General features: G+C 56.6%; 13 protein-coding genes. 5 read left to right on the top strand and 8 right to left on the bottom strand.

Annotated features, from left to right (window positions below; all coding sequences use genetic code 11):
• Window positions 1-21 precede the first annotated feature (21 nt).
• Window positions 22-1,275: an efflux RND transporter periplasmic adaptor subunit gene (locus tag AUP74_RS09985; RefSeq protein ID WP_069947449.1), complete on the bottom strand. Its 1,254-nt coding sequence runs from the start codon at window positions 1,273-1,275 to the stop codon at window positions 22-24.
• A 309-nt stretch (window positions 1,276-1,584) separates the two neighbouring features.
• Between AUP74_RS09985 and AUP74_RS09980 the strand changes: the two genes are divergently transcribed.
• The 3 genes from AUP74_RS09980 (at window position 1,585) to AUP74_RS09970 (ending at window position 4,920) form a co-directional block, all read left to right on the top strand.
• Entirely contained in the window at window positions 1,585-3,018 is a 1,434-nt protein-coding gene (locus tag AUP74_RS09980; protein ID WP_069947448.1) for a basic amino acid/polyamine antiporter, read from the top strand.
• Between the two features lie 15 nt (window positions 3,019-3,033).
• On the top strand, window positions 3,034-4,302 hold the full coding sequence (arcA, locus tag AUP74_RS09975) for an arginine deiminase (protein ID WP_069947447.1): 1,269 nt from the start codon (window positions 3,034-3,036) through the stop codon (window positions 4,300-4,302).
• 78 nt (window positions 4,303-4,380) lie between these two features.
• A complete protein-coding gene (locus AUP74_RS09970; protein ID WP_069947446.1) occupies window positions 4,381-4,920 on the top strand; it encodes an NUDIX hydrolase in 540 nt (179 codons plus the stop codon).
• 3 nt (window positions 4,921-4,923) lie between these two features.
• On the opposite strand, the gene AUP74_RS09965 is transcribed toward AUP74_RS09970, so the two are convergent.
• The 6 genes from AUP74_RS09965 to AUP74_RS09940 form a co-directional block, all read right to left on the bottom strand.
• Complete coding sequence (locus AUP74_RS09965) at window positions 4,924-5,883, bottom strand: carboxylesterase family protein (RefSeq protein ID WP_226999756.1); 960 nt, start codon at window positions 5,881-5,883, stop codon at window positions 4,924-4,926.
• A 115-nt stretch (window positions 5,884-5,998) separates the two neighbouring features.
• Entirely contained in the window at window positions 5,999-6,316 is a 318-nt protein-coding gene (locus AUP74_RS09960) for a YqfO family protein (RefSeq protein WP_069947445.1), read from the bottom strand.
• A 38-nt stretch (window positions 6,317-6,354) separates the two neighbouring features.
• A complete protein-coding gene (gene trxA / locus AUP74_RS09955; protein ID WP_069947444.1) occupies window positions 6,355-7,209 on the bottom strand; it encodes a thioredoxin in 855 nt (284 codons plus the stop codon).
• 293 nt (window positions 7,210-7,502) lie between these two features.
• Complete coding sequence (phnE, locus tag AUP74_RS09950) at window positions 7,503-8,306, bottom strand: phosphonate ABC transporter, permease protein PhnE (protein WP_069947443.1); 804 nt, start codon at window positions 8,304-8,306, stop codon at window positions 7,503-7,505.
• Between the two features lie 6 nt (window positions 8,307-8,312).
• Window positions 8,313-9,131, bottom strand: coding sequence for a phosphonate ABC transporter ATP-binding protein (gene phnC, locus AUP74_RS17060; protein WP_083260917.1), 819 nt, complete (start codon window positions 9,129-9,131; stop codon window positions 8,313-8,315).
• Window positions 9,132-9,151: 20 nt separating this feature from the next.
• Window positions 9,152-9,988: a phosphate/phosphite/phosphonate ABC transporter substrate-binding protein gene (locus AUP74_RS09940; RefSeq protein ID WP_226999755.1), complete on the bottom strand. Its 837-nt coding sequence runs from the start codon at window positions 9,986-9,988 to the stop codon at window positions 9,152-9,154.
• A 644-nt stretch (window positions 9,989-10,632) separates the two neighbouring features.
• On the opposite strand from AUP74_RS09940, the gene AUP74_RS09935 reads away from it, so the two are divergent.
• On the top strand, window positions 10,633-11,223 hold the full coding sequence (locus AUP74_RS09935) for a hypothetical protein (RefSeq protein ID WP_069947441.1): 591 nt from the start codon (window positions 10,633-10,635) through the stop codon (window positions 11,221-11,223).
• A gap of 30 nt (window positions 11,224-11,253) precedes the next feature.
• Entirely contained in the window at window positions 11,254-12,801 is a 1,548-nt protein-coding gene (locus AUP74_RS09930) for a S8 family serine peptidase (protein ID WP_069947440.1), read from the top strand.
• A gap of 144 nt (window positions 12,802-12,945) precedes the next feature.
• On the opposite strand, the gene AUP74_RS09925 is transcribed toward AUP74_RS09930, so the two are convergent.
• Window positions 12,946-13,866, bottom strand: a complete 921-nt coding sequence (locus AUP74_RS09925; protein ID WP_069947439.1) for a LysR family transcriptional regulator — start codon at window positions 13,864-13,866, stop codon at window positions 12,946-12,948.
• Window positions 13,867-14,107 lie beyond the last annotated feature (241 nt).

Below are 14,107 nucleotides of genomic sequence, written 5' to 3'. Positions count from 1 at the left end.
CAGATCTGTGTCCGGCTTAGGTCATTTGGTGTCATAGTAGTCATCCATGACCTCGTCTTCCGGTAGATTACCGATCCCCTGTCGCCTGCGTCGCTCCATTTCGGCAGGGATCTGTTGCTTCGGTGGCGGTTCAATGACTTTCAGGCGCTCATAAGGGTCATAGCTTGCCTCCTGAGCCTCTACCGGCTTGCCCAAGATCACTCTCTGCAAGCCGCTGACGACCACCTGTTCGCCGACCGCAATGCCCTTTTCAACCGCCCACAGCTCCCCCTCTCTCTGCCCCAACTCGAGGTAACGCTTCTCTGGGATATCCCCCTCTTCAATGACGAAGACAAAACGCCCCTGCATGTCCTCCATGACCGCCGCCTGCGGGATCAGGGGTTTCACGGCATCCTTCCCCCGGAATACCCGGATAACCACCCGTGCGAACTGCCCCTGCACCAGCAACCTGTCCGGGTTCGGGAAACGCGCCCTGACTGTGAGCGAGCCCGTTGTCGGGTCGATCTGGTTGTCGACAAACACGATCATGCCCGCGTAGGGATACATCTCCCCATCAGGTTGCTTGATATGAATATCCCGCCGAACTTCTGCCCGGCCCTGCTCACGGCGCTGCTCCGCCTCCATTTGCACGGCAAATAACCGGTACTCAGGCACCTCAAACCGCACAAATACCGGGTCCAGCCTCACCACCGTCGTCAGTGGTTCACTCTGGGGCCCGACCAGGGACCCCTCGGGGAACTTGGTGCGACCGATCATGCCGGTCCAGGGCGCGGTAATTCTGGTAAAAGACAGGTTCAGCTGGGCGTTCTCTACATCCGCCCGCACTGCCTCCACCTCTGATTGGGCCTTTTCGAATGTCCCCTTGAGTTCATCCATCGACACCTGGCTGATCGCTCCGGTATCGATAAGCTGCATACCTCGGCGATAGTTCCGCTCTGACACCTCAAGCGCGGTCATCGCCTGCTCCAACCTCGCGCGCTGGTTGGACAGCGCGGCCCTGAATGGCTTGGGGTCAATCACATAGAGCAACTCGCCCTGCTCTACGATCTGTCCTTCCTCAAAGTTGCGGCTCTCGATGTAACCCTCAACCCTGGGGCGCACTTCAAACTCATCCGTCGCTTCCACCCGGCCAACGTATTCGAAGCGCGGGATTACCTGGTGCTCACGGACGCTCAGCACCTCTACCGCTGGCAGGGGTGCCTCCTGAGTTTCCTCCTTTCTCGAGCAACCCGCTACGAGCGCGAGCACCAGCAGGGGTAAGATAAAACGCGCCATAGGCGACCGCACCATGTCTACAACTAAACACGCACTCACCACCTAACTATAGGACGCGCCTCCAGACGCTATGGCGGGGCAGGCTGCGCCTTCAGCCTGCCGTGAACGGCAGCCTTCAGTTCCGACAATGGTCGAGGAAAGACAGCAATTTTTATAGCGAATTGAAATTTAGAGTGCTTGTCATCTAACTAACGGTATTTCTCCCAATAAGGATTAATTTCAACGGCCGACGAGTCACCGCTACTCCTTTTCCGGATGTTTATTTAGGCGTCTAGACTGACCTCAGAAACCCCGCAAAAGTGGACCAATATGTCTGCAGCAACTGAGCACAACCTGACGCGCACCACCATGATGGGCATGGTGGTCGGCTCCATGGTGGGCGCGGGTATCTTTTCCCTGCCAGCCACCTTCGGCAACGCCACCGGTCCCTTCGGTGCCCTGATTGCCTGGGCCATTGCTGGCACTGGCATGCTGATGCTGGCCTTTGTCTTTCAGTTCCTGGCGGTGCGAAAGCCGCATCTCGAGGCAGGCATCTTCACATACGCCAAAGAGGGGTTTGGCAATTACATCGGCTTTATGGCGGCCTTTGGTTTTTGGGCTGGCAGCTGTCTCGGCAACACGACCTATTTCGTCCTCATCAAATCGACACTCGGAGCAGCAATTCCCGCATTTGGTGAAGGCAACACGATTCCGGCCGTCGCCGTATCGTCCGTCATTCTATGGTCGATCCACTTCATGATCTTGCGGGGTGTAAAGCAGGCAGCGTCCATCAACAAGATCGTCACTGTGGCGAAGATCATCCCCATTATTATTTTCATCGTCATCGTCGCGTTTGCGTTCCAGAAAGACCTGTTCGCGACCAACTTCTGGGGCGGCAGTGAATACAGCTTCAGTGACGTGATGAGCCAGGTCCGCAAGACCATGCTGGTTACGGTTTTTGTGTTTATCGGTGTGGAGGGCGCGAGCGTCTTTTCCCGTTACGCCAAAAATCGCGCCGATGTGGGCTGGGCTACCGTGATGGGTTTCCTCGGTGTTCTGTGCCTGATGATCCTGGTGACCCTATTGCCCTACGGAGTGATGCTGCGCCCCGAGATCGCCGACCTGCGCCAGCCGTCGATGGCCGGCGTGTTGCAAGCGGTTGTCGGCACCTGGGGGGCGGTGTTTGTCAGCGCGGGACTGATTATTTCGGTACTGGGTGCCTACCTGGCGTGGACCCTGCTCTGCGCTGAAGCACTTTTCACCGCGTCCAAATATGACCTGGTACCCAAGGTGTTTGGTCACGAGAACAAGAATGGTGTCCCATCGGTAGCACTCTGGTTAACCAATGGCCTGGTACAGACCTTCCTGATCCTGACCATCTTTGCCCAGTACGCCTTCGACCTGACTCTGGAGATGACCAGCTCCATGACACTGATCCCCTATCTCCTGGTCGCGAGCTACGGATTCAAATTGGCTTACAGCAATGAAACCTACGAGTCCGATCCCCGACGCCTGCGCAATCGTGAACTGACCTTTGCCCTGATTGCGACGATCTACGCCATCTTTATGATCATCGCCGGCGGTCTCGAGTATGTTCTGTTGGCCTGCATTCTGTTCGCCCCCGGCACCATTCTTTTCATTCTCGCCAGACGGGAACTCAAGCTCTCCACCTTCAAGACAGCGGAGCTTTTGCTGTTCGGCCTGGTTATTCTCGGCGCGCTAGTCGGTATTTACGGGCTTGCCACCGGTGCAATCACACTCTGACGGAGGTCTGTTTCCATGGCCAAAGCCAAGACAAATTCAGAAGCCACACTTGGAGTGCACTCGGAGGTCGGCCAGCTACACACCGTGATGGTCTGCGCCCCGAGCCTCGCCCATATGCGGTTGACGCCAACCAATTGTGACGACCTCCTGTTTGATGATGTCCTCTGGGTACAGAATGCCAAGCGGGACCACTTCGATTTCATTACCAAGATGCGGGATTTCGATGTCGAAGTGCTGGAGATGCACAACCTGCTGGCAGAAACCGTTGCCATTCCCGAAGGCAAAAAGTGGCTTCTGGACCGGAAGGTGACCCCCAACAATGTTGGCCTGAGCCTGATGGAGGACACCCGCGCGTATCTCGAGAGCCTGGAGCCGCGCAAACTGGCGGAGTTTCTGATCGGCGGTGTCTCGGTCATGGACCTGCCCGAAGAGTTTTCCCAGTCACACTTCGTGGAACTCGCCCGCGAAGCGCACGGAGCCACGGAATACCTGCTTCCGCCACTGCCCAATACGCTCTATACCCGGGACACCACCTGCTGGATTTATGGCGGCGTTTCCCTGAATCCACTCTACTGGCCTGCCCGTAAAGAAGAGACTTTCCTTACCACGGCCATCTACAAGTTTCACCCGCGCTTTACGGAAGAGAAGTTCAGCGTGTGGTGGGGCGACCCGGATACCAACTTCGGACTTGCTACCGTCGAGGGCGGCGATGTGATGCCGGTGGGCAACGGCGTCGTCCTGATCGGTATGAGTGAGCGTACCTCACGACAGGGAATCTCCCAGCTGGCCACCGCCCTGTTCGAGAAGGAAGCCGCCCAACAGGTGATTGTCGCGGCCATGCCGAAGCTGCGCTCGGCGATGCACCTGGATACAGTATTCACCTTCGCCGACCGGGATCTGGTCACGCTCTATCCCGAAATCATGGATCAGGTGCACCCGGTGGTGATGCGCCCCGGTGATAGCAAAGGCGGGCTCAATGTCACCCTGGAAAACAAGCCCTTCACCGAAGTGGTGGCCAAAGCCCTGAACCTGAAGAAACTGCGGGTGGTGGAAACCGGAGGCGATGCCTATGTCGCTGAACGCCAGCAGTGGGACAGCGGCAACAACCTGGTGGCCGCCAAACCCGGTGTGGTGTTTGCCTACGACCGCAACACCACTACGAACACGGCCCTGCGCAAAGAGGGGGTCGAGGTTGTGACTATCGTCGGTGCGGAACTGGGCCGCGGCCGCGGCGGTGGTCACTGTATGACCTGTCCTATCAAGCGGGATCCCATCGACTACTAGTCGGCGACACAGGGCACCCGCGACTTTCTCGCGCCCGCCGGCACTGACGGCGGCGGGCGGCCGGGGTATACTGCCGCCATGAAATTTTGTTGTCACTGCGGCAGTGCGTCCGTTTCTTTTGCCATTCCCGAGGGCGACGACCGGCCCCGCCATTTGTGCGGCGAGTGCGGCGCCATTCACTATATCAACCCGCGTGTCATCGTCGGGTCACTTCCCTATCTCGGTGATCAGGTGTTGCTGTGCAAGCGCGCCATTGAGCCCCGGTTGGGCCTGTGGACCCTGCCTGCGGGCTTTATGGAAAACGGGGAGAGCAGTGAGGAAGGCGCGCTACGGGAATCCTGGGAGGAAGCCCGGGCCAGTATTCGCGTGGACGACCTCTATACGGTTTACGATATCCCCCATATCAATCAGGTCTACCTGATGTATCGGGGCGAGCTCACGGACACCAACTTCGGCCCCGGGCCGGAGTCTCTCGAGGTGGAGCTATTCCGCGAAGATGAGATCCCCTGGGATGAGATCGCCTTTCCGATCATGACGGAGACGCTGAAACACTATTTCAGTGACCGCCGTAGTGGGCAATACGCGCTCCACCGCGGAGTAATCTCCCGCAAGCTGTAGTTTCTACGGGGCTGATTGGCCTTCTTCCAGGCTGTGCTGCAACAGCCACTGGTAGAAATCCTCGCCCTCGTAAACACGGCGCCAGACGTCGTGAGCCATGTCCTCATGGACGGTGAAGCGCACCTCACCGCCCATCTCTTCGAGACGGTTCACGCCGGCATAAAAGTATGACTTCTCCACCGTCCGGTCCCGCCCGCCGGCAAACACCCACACCGGCACTTTATTCTCAGCGATCGGCGCCATGAGGTCCGGATGGCCCCAGCCCACAACCGGCGCCACGGCGGCAAACTTTTCCGGATGACGACTGGCCATATACCAGCTGCCGAAGCCACCGTAGCTGAGCCCGGTCAGGTAGATCCGGCGATTGTCAGTCCGGTAAAGCTCGTCGACCTGATCGAGCATGTTCAGTAAATCCGTCTCGACTTTATCCCAGCCCCAGGGAAGGCCTTGGGGAATCTCATCCCAGCCAGAGATCGGCTGTCCGATCCCCATTTCGCCGCGGGGCTGTATGTATTTGCGTTCCGGCACACCGTTGTCCAGGCGCTTGGGAATACTGTCCCGCGAGCGGTTGGCGATGTAACTCACCGTTTTGTCCATACCGAACATGTGTAATTGAGGGACAACGATGATAAAGGGCAGGTCGCGCTTCTGGATCCAGGCCTCGTACAAGGGCCCATGAATCAGCGTGAAATCGAGCTCGTCGCGGCCATCACCGCGCTCTCCATTGCCATGCAGATGCAGCAACACCGGCCACTCACGCTCTGGCCGGTCTTCATAACCCCGCGGCAGGTAGACGAAGTACTCCCGGCCACTATTGTCCACCTCACTCGTGTAAGAGAGCTTCAGCAGTCGGGGATCACTTGACCGCTTACCTGCGGCATCGGTAGCAGTCGGAGCGTACTGGCATCCGGCAGTGAACAGAGCCATCAGGAGAAGGCCAATCTGAATGGAACAGGCTCGCAAAGCGCCCCCTTTTTCTTTTTATATTGTTTTAGCGTTATTTGATTTGTGTCTGCCCAGGAGGTCGACCGGATGCCTCCATGTTGCAACGGAGGAACACCTGACCGACAAAGACCAATCAGTTACAGCGGTCGTCCAACTTCCAGAGATCGAAAGCCGGCTCCTCATAGGGATGCGCCTCTCGCATCGCCGCCAGCGCGGCATCCACCAAGTGATCAGCACAGACCATCTCGACGCGGTACTCGGACACCCGCTCTACTTCACCGGTCTGCCCGATAAATGGCTGGCTGCCCTCGAGAGGACGGAACTGGCCGGTGCCTGGCACCTGAAAGCAACAGCTGTCGTAATCACCGATACGGCCCGCACCAGTGCCAAACAGTGCCTGCTTGACCTCTTCCAGGTGGCTTTCCGGAATATAAACGCAGAGTTTGTACACGGGGACTCTCCTGTGATCGTTCGCCGGCGCAAAGCACCTCAGTACAACAGGGTCATCAGCTTGCGCTGGTACTTCGCCGCCAGCGGATCTCCGGCACCGAGGCTTTTGACCACATCCAGATACGCCTGCTTGGCGGCGCCGTCAGCAAAGTTCATATCGCTGCGCAGGATATCCAGCAGCAGTTCCAACGCCTCTTCATGGCGATGGCTCTGGCTGTATTGCACGGCCAGCTTGTAGCCGGATTCCCAGTCTTCCGGATTGCTCGCCAGCGCCTGCTCGAGAGCCTTGATCTCCGGGGATTCCGCCGCCTGCTGCTTGAGTTCCAGCTGTGACATCAGTTGCTGGTAATCCGCATCCTGGTCTGCCAGCAGGATCTTGCCCAGGACTTCCTCCGCTTCCGGCACCCGGTTCAGTTCCAGCAGGACCGCAGCCAACTGCTTGGCCACATCGGCCCGCTCAGCGGAGTCGGTGTAAACCTGGCGCAGTACCGGCAGGGCCTCGTCCAGCTTGCCCTCGCCCACCAGCTTCTGCGCCTGCTGGAATTGCAATTCCCAGGCCTTGGGCAGGTACTTGTCCAGCATCTCACGGATCTGCTTCTCCGGCTGAGCACCGGCAAAGCCGTCCACCGGCTGGCCCTCTTTCAGCACCATCACCGTGGGCAGGCTGCGCACGCCCAGCTGCCCCGCCAACATCTGCTCAGTGTCCGCATTGACTTTGGCCAGCAGGAACTGCCCCTGGTATTCGTTGGCCAGCTTCTCCAGCACCGGCATCAGCTGCTTGCACGGCTCACACCAGTCGGCCCAGAAGTCCACCAGCACCGGGCGCTTCATGGATTCGTCGATCAGTACCTGCTGGGCGTTTTCCGCCGTGACGTCGACAATGAATTCGTTCACAAGCTCTCCTTACCTGAGCCAAGCCTATTTGGGCTGAATGGTACACTGCCTGTCGGCCTTTTGTTGAGCCCCGGACCCAGAGCTGAAATGGCCAGTTCGCGACCTGGAGCAAAAACGCCCGCCGCTGATCAAATAACAGACAGCACCCATCCAGCTCAGGAAGCCCAGCGCTTGGCGGAGGAGTTCAAGGTCGCCTCGGCGGGAGTGAGCCCCAGAAGGAGCCACGGAAGGGAGTAAGAAGGATTACTTAGCGCCTGACAATTGCAGTAAAAGCTTTCGGGCGACAGCAGCGCTCACCTCACCAGTTTGCGCAGCTTGCTCGAGATCAGGTCGGTAGCGAATACCATCGCAAGAATGACAAGCACGCAGGCAGCGGTATTTTCATACTCGAACAGCTTCATGGTCGTCATCAATTCGAAGCCAATGCCCCCTGCCCCAACCAAACCCAGGATTGTGGAAACCCGGATATTGGCTTCCAGTCGATAAAGGATGACTCCCAACCACGCAGGCAGGATCTGGGGGATAACGGCAAACAGGATGATCTTTGGCTTGGAGCAGCCGGCAGCCTGCATCGCCTCGATCGGACCCTGATCGATTTCCTCGATGGCCTCGGCAAAGAACTTACCCAGCATACCGGCGCCATGAAAGGTGAGCGCCAGCACCCCCGCAAAAGGTCCAAGCCCCACTGCTGCGACGAAGATCAACGCCAGAATGATCTCGTTGATGCCGCGAGCGATATTCAATACCTGCCGCGAGCAATGATAGAACAGAGAATTTGGGGACAGGTTCTCGGCTGCCAGGAAACTCAGTGGTACGGCCAGGATAATCGCCAATAAGGTGCCCATCAGAGCGATCTGTAAACTCTGTATCGCAGGCTCCACCAGTCGCTCGCCAATATAAGCAATATTGGGCGGCGCCATCCGTAAAACAAAGTCCTTGATCCAGGGCAGACCGTCTATAAGCCTTGCAACGCTCACTTCGGTTCCATTGACCAGCCACACCAATGACACCGCGGCAATCAGCAAGGAAGCTAAAGCGGTCCACAGACCAAAGCGGTTTTTCGGCCAACTGGCCACGAAAATATAGGAACGCATCATGCTGGCTCAGACCGCCCCAGCCAGGGGGATATTGCGGCACAGAGCCCCACCAGCACCAGTTTCCGGAATACTTGCGCTCTTGTTTTGAGCAACGCCGGGATAAATGGCTTCGACTACCTGTGGTGTCATGCTTTCTGGCGGACCGTCATAAACAACTTTTCCACCCGCGAGGCCGATAACCCTACTGGCATACTCCATCGCGTAATCGAGCTGATGCAGATTACACACCACTGCAATTTTTTCCCGCCGACACGCATTCTGAAGACAGTTGAGTACTTGTCGCGCGGATTGTGGGTCGAGACTCGCCACAGGTTCGTCAGCAAGCATCATGGCTGGACGCTGCACCAGCGCACGGGCTACCCCAACTCTTTGCTGCTGACCACCACTCAGGCTATCGGCCCGCTCATAGGCCTTTTCAGCGAGGCCGACCGTCTCAATTGCTTGAAGGGCTAGCGCTACATCACGACGGGAAAAGACCTGAAACAAGCATGACCAGAAAGGAATATGGGACATTCGCCCCACAAGCACATTCTTCAAGACGCTCAAGCGGCCAAGCAGATTGTGATCCTGGAAAACCATTGCGAAGTGGCGCCGCTGGGCCTGCCGCCCGGATTTACTAGCGGGATTATGACGCACTCCATTTACCCGTATTTCACCACCCGAGGGTAAACAGAGGTAGTTCAGACAGCGAAGAAGAGTTGATTTTCCCGCGCCAGACTGCCCCAGAACAACGACAAACTCGCCCGGCTGTACTTCAAAGTTAATACCATGCAGGACATCATCCCCTCCACGGTAAGCTTTGTGCAAATTACGAACTTCCAACATCGATATAGACCGTCAGCTACTCAGCCTTTTGATGACCGATATACTTCGCGGACAGCATCGTAGGCCGAGTCTTCCGTTGGCTCAAAGCTGTTCACTAAGCCCTGATCACCGAAGCGTACCCCGCGCAAACTCAAAAATGCTTCCTTAATACGCACTCTGGTTTTCTCTGGCAGATCCCTTCGCCAAACCATCGGCGATTCGGGAATCGCGTCTGAACTCCAGATCACCCGTATCTCATTCTCCGCCACCAGCCCTTTGCTCAAAGCTGACTGGAGTATTCTGTCAGCAACAGCCGCAGCTTCTACACGCCCATGCTTCACGGCGAGGATACTTGCGTCATGCGAACCCGAATAAACGGCATTCTTAAAAAACTGGCGCGGCTCGAGGCCCGATTCTTTGAGCTTCGCCATTGGAAACATATAACCGGAGGTCGAGGTAGGGGCAACAAAGGCGAAATTCGTCCCTTTTAGATCCTCGATTGCGAAAATCTCAGAATCCGCCTGCACGATAATCTGGCTTTTATAGCCTGTATCTGGCGAGTCACTCTTCTTCGCCACAACAAAGGCCTCCACCTCAGCCAGCTCTGCCGCCTTGACGTAAGAAAATGGACCGAGATATGCCAGGTCTACATGACCCGCCCGTAGCGCCTCAATAGCGCCGTTGTAATCAGCCGCCACATAGCCTTTTACCTGCACACCCAGCTTTTCCGCAAGCGCGTCAAACAACGGTGCTGACTGCGCCAACATCGCTCGAGAATCTTCCGCTGGAATCATGGCTATCGTGAGCCGCTCAGTTGCCTGCACCTGCAATGAGAACAGAAGGCAAATCAGGGGGAGAAAAAATCTCTTAACCAACACAGGAAACAATGACCTCTTATCGAATACTTCCCTGTGAAAATGCTGCGGGTTTCTTCTCTGCCAATCTCATTTCCTACCGCAGAAAGGCTAGTTCACAAATTACTAATCAGCATTCCAGATAATTCAGGGCTATTGAATTAACCAGAATTCTGACCACCAAGAATAAACAAGTCGAAAAGACACACAAACGGAAACCCAGAAGATCCATACTGGCATGACTAATTTGTGCGCAATTTTACCAATGATTGCAACGGCACCCAAAGCGCTAATTTGCAGATTGCGGGGTCATCAATGACCTCTTCTTGCACTGGAGTCAACCTGAAGGATCAGGGTCGGAGAATCAACATGCACTGCTCCACCTCAGGACACCTCGACAGCATCCAATCTATTAGAGATTAACTCCATCTCCCCAGTCCGTCACCAGCTCTTATCCTCGAGAAATGCAGGAGACTCACAGAGCCCTTTTCCGCCTGAACCAAGTTAAAAGCCAAACAATCTACCACAACCCTAATTCAGATTTTCCAAAGCTTAGTTTGGGCATTTATGACTGTGGGTCCATCAGTTTTTTACGTCACGATACACAGGTGCTGCAGAGTTACCGCAGTGACCAATCAACAATAAATACGGAATTCTGGAGAAAGACTATGAAGTTAACGCCCTTCAAGAAGAGCGCGATTCTGTTGTCCGGCGCTCTGGCGCTGGCCGGCTGTGAAAGGATTGACGGCACTGTCACCGGCGGCGGCACCATGCACTCGCTGGGCGGCAAAGGTAAAGCAGTTTTCACCATCAATGCGCAGCGCTGCGATGAAAAGCCGGTTAAAGGGCAAATGACCTTCCGCGATAGCACCGCTATCGACTGGGAAGAACAAGGCGGGGTTGAGTTCAAGGCGAACGTCACCCACGCAGGCCTCTGCGGTGAAGATCTTAGCGATCCCACCGGGGATGTCGACGCTGACCGCCACATGCAGTGTATCCAGGCATGTGAGCCGGGCATGTACCAGGTGGACTTTGACTATGACTCCTCCAATCCGCTGATGCCGGGCCAGGGTACGGGCATCGCCTGTATGACCGACATGGGTGAAGGCGTCAACTCTCCGTGGGGTATGCACGGTATGGTCAACCTGTTCGTCCTCGACAGCGGCCCCTACCAGGGTTACGCCAGCGGCGGTGTAATCAGCGGCAATATCCAGACCAAGGAATGCCCAAGCACCAAGAATGACGACGACAACGCCTGAGCGCCCAACCAAGGATAAATAGGTCTAGTAATGAATAAGAAAACCACACTTATCGCAGCAGCCATCAGTGCCGCCATCAGCCTGCCGGCGCTGGCCTCCGACTCCATGCGCCTCATTGTTGAGTACAAGCCAGGTCAAGGCGCGGCCGTAAAAACCGCCCTGGAGCAAAAGGGCATCAAGGTTCACCATGAGCTGGACAAATTCGACAGCATCGCCCTGTCCGTCAGCAAAGAGCAGTTTGCAGAACTCAAGTCCGTCGACGGCATTTCCATGGTCTACCCGGATGCGAAGCGCAAGCTGCAAGGCAACGCAGTGGGTGAAATTTCCCCCTACGGTATCGCCATGACCCAGGCAGACCAGCTGAACTATGCCGGTGGCACCAAGGTGTGCATCATCGACTCCGGTTATGACTACGGCCATCCTGACCTGCCAGCAGCCAACGTAACCGGCGAAATGGGCCTTTCCGGCCCCTGGAATGAAGACGATCACAGCCACGGCACGCACGTAGCGGGAACTATCGCCGCAGTTGGCGGCAATGGCGAGGGCGTCGTCGGCGTCAACTCCGACGAAAACATGAACCTGCATATCGTCCGCGTGTTCAACGCTGCTGGCAATTTCGCCTACGCTTCCAGCCTGGTCGGTGCGGTCAGCGACTGTGTCGATGCGGATGCCGACATCATTTCCATGAGCCTCGGCGGCAGCTTCGAAAACCCGATCGAGAGAAAAGCAATGGATGCAGCGGCCCGTGAAGGTGTGCTGATCATTGCCGCGGCCGGCAACGACGGCAATGCCACCCACTCCTACCCGGCCTCATACGACAGCGTGATGTCCGTAGCCGCGATCGACAGCGCTGCGCAACACGCCAACTTCTCGCAGCGCACCTCGCAGGTAGAAGTCGCCGGCCCCGGTGTCAACACGTTGTCCACCGTACCGCGGGGCATGGGCCAAAGCGGTGTTGGCGTTGTCTCCCAGGAAAGCAATGCCTATGAAGCAATTCCCATGCAGGGTTCAACGATCGGCTCCATCGACGCACCCCTGGCGGATTGCGGCGTCGGCACCAGCGCCTGTGAAGACGTTGCCGGCAAGATCTGCCTGATCGAGCGCGGCGAAATCGCCTTTGGCGCAAAGGTTGCGAACTGTGAAGCGGGCGGCGGTGTCGGCGCCATCGTCTACAACAATGTTCCGGGGACCTTGTCCGGTACCCTGGGTGGTGACAGCGCACTGGTAGCCGTTGGCATCAGCCAGGCTGATGGTCAGGAGCTGATGAGCAACATCGGCATGGAGACCAGCATTAACATCGAGCAGCTGGCAAACTACGACTACATGTCCGGCACCTCCATGGCGACGCCGCACGTTTCCGGTGTTGCCGCCTTGGTCTGGAGCCACTTCCCGCAGTGTAGCGGCAACGATATCCGCATGGCCCTGCGTGCCTCCGCCAGCGACCTGGCCGAAACTGGCTATGACTACAACACCGGCTGGGGTCTGGTACAGGCCAAGGACGCCTACGACTACCTTGCTACCAACGGCTGCAAAAGCTCCAATGGCAAGATCTACGGCGGCGACGGTAGTGCCCGATAAGCATTAGTCCCGCAAAAAAATTGGAAAGGCGCGTTCGAGTATCCCGTGAGTGAAGCGCCTGATTAGGGATGATCGGTTTAGGCGGCCCAGTTGGGCCGCCTTTTTTACTGGTGAAATCATTGGGCCTTCTGAGGAGCTATTCGCTTAACTCGCCAGAGCGCAGTCCGCGGTTTCACGATCGAATTCACGCGCAAGAGCGGTCACGACCTGGATCAGTGACTGGGTCAATGGAGTCGACACTCGCTCGTTCAGCACCACCAGGCTACTGACAATCGACAGGCGATCACTGCGAATGGGCCGCACCACAATGTTCGGATGAGGCACATGCTCATCTTCTGCCACCACGGAAATACCGAGGCCCTGCCCTACTGCCTCGCGGATGGACTCTCTACTGCCCAGCTCGTACCGCGTGTCCACAACAACACTCTGTTCCCTCAGCGCTTCCTCAAACAGCGATCGGGTCAAGGAACCCTCCTCCCTGCTGATGAAAGCCTGCTGGTGAAAATCCCCGATCTCCAGCGCACTTTTGCTGGCAAGTGGGTGCTCCCGGGGAAGAATCGCCACCAGGCTGTATTCATAGCATCGGAATGCCTGCTGGCCCGGCCGCTTCTCGGCTTGAACATAAAAAGCTGCATCCACTTCACCCAGCTCCAGCAGACGCTGGATATTTTCCGAGGAGGAGAAGGATGCTTTCACTCTGATATTCGGGTAACGGCTGTTGAAAACCTTCAGAATCCGCGACACCTTATACGGGCTCACGGCCGCGATGCGAATCTCACCCGACTGCATCTTCGAGTGGGAATACATCAGGTGTTCAGATTCACGTACTGCATTGAGGGCAGACTGAAACAATGGCAACAACGCGGCACCGATACTTGTCAGTCGGTTGTTTTCCCGGCGCCGGACCAGAAGCTTGGCGCCGTAGCACTCTTCCAACTGAGACATCTTATTCACCAGCGATGGCTGGGAGATCTCCAGTCTCAACGCGGCCTCTTTGAAGCTGCGATACTTGGCCACCGCACAAAAGGCTTCCATCTGCGACAAACTGATCTTTGTTCCCGGCATTTCTTTCTTCTTCCAGACTGCACCAAAAGTAACCCCCCTCAATGGGGCTCCCCAGGCGGCCAGCCGACGGTCGTCAGGGACAATTCCCACAGGCACTGGCACCTGCCAAAAACGTCCCGAATTAACCAAAAGCATGGCCTTTTATGTCATTTATCTTGTGATGACATTATGCATTAGGATGATTTTGTTTAAAATACATACAAATCAGCATGAGTAGTTCGAAAGCAACTTTTGCAACAAT

This window comes from Microbulbifer aggregans, from assembly GCF_001750105.1.
GTDB lineage: Bacteria > Pseudomonadota > Gammaproteobacteria > Pseudomonadales > Cellvibrionaceae > Microbulbifer > Microbulbifer aggregans.
Note: the sequence above shows the minus strand (reverse complement) of the source record. Positions and strands in the feature narration are given on the sequence as shown.

What these genes read in the sequence shown, in the direction of transcription:
- phnC (WP_083260917.1), bottom strand. Translation starts at nt 9,131, where the DNA reads ATGTTGGAAGTTCGTAATTTGCACAAAGCTTACCGTGGAGGGGATGAT.
- AUP74_RS09985 (WP_069947449.1), bottom strand. Translation starts at nt 1,275, where the DNA reads ATGGCGCGTTTTATCTTACCCCTGCTGGTGCTCGCGCTCGTAGCGGGT.
- phnE (WP_069947443.1), bottom strand. Translation starts at nt 8,306, where the DNA reads ATGATGCGTTCCTATATTTTCGTGGCCAGTTGGCCGAAAAACCGCTTT.
- AUP74_RS09970 (WP_069947446.1), top strand. Translation starts at nt 4,381, where the DNA reads ATGAAATTTTGTTGTCACTGCGGCAGTGCGTCCGTTTCTTTTGCCATT.
- AUP74_RS09930 (WP_069947440.1), top strand. Translation starts at nt 11,254, where the DNA reads ATGAATAAGAAAACCACACTTATCGCAGCAGCCATCAGTGCCGCCATC.
- AUP74_RS09925 (WP_069947439.1), bottom strand. Translation starts at nt 13,866, where the DNA reads ATGCCGGGAACAAAGATCAGTTTGTCGCAGATGGAAGCCTTTTGTGCG.
- arcA (WP_069947447.1), top strand. Translation starts at nt 3,034, where the DNA reads ATGGCCAAAGCCAAGACAAATTCAGAAGCCACACTTGGAGTGCACTCG.
- AUP74_RS09980 (WP_069947448.1), top strand. Translation starts at nt 1,585, where the DNA reads ATGTCTGCAGCAACTGAGCACAACCTGACGCGCACCACCATGATGGGC.
- AUP74_RS09935 (WP_069947441.1), top strand. Translation starts at nt 10,633, where the DNA reads ATGAAGTTAACGCCCTTCAAGAAGAGCGCGATTCTGTTGTCCGGCGCT.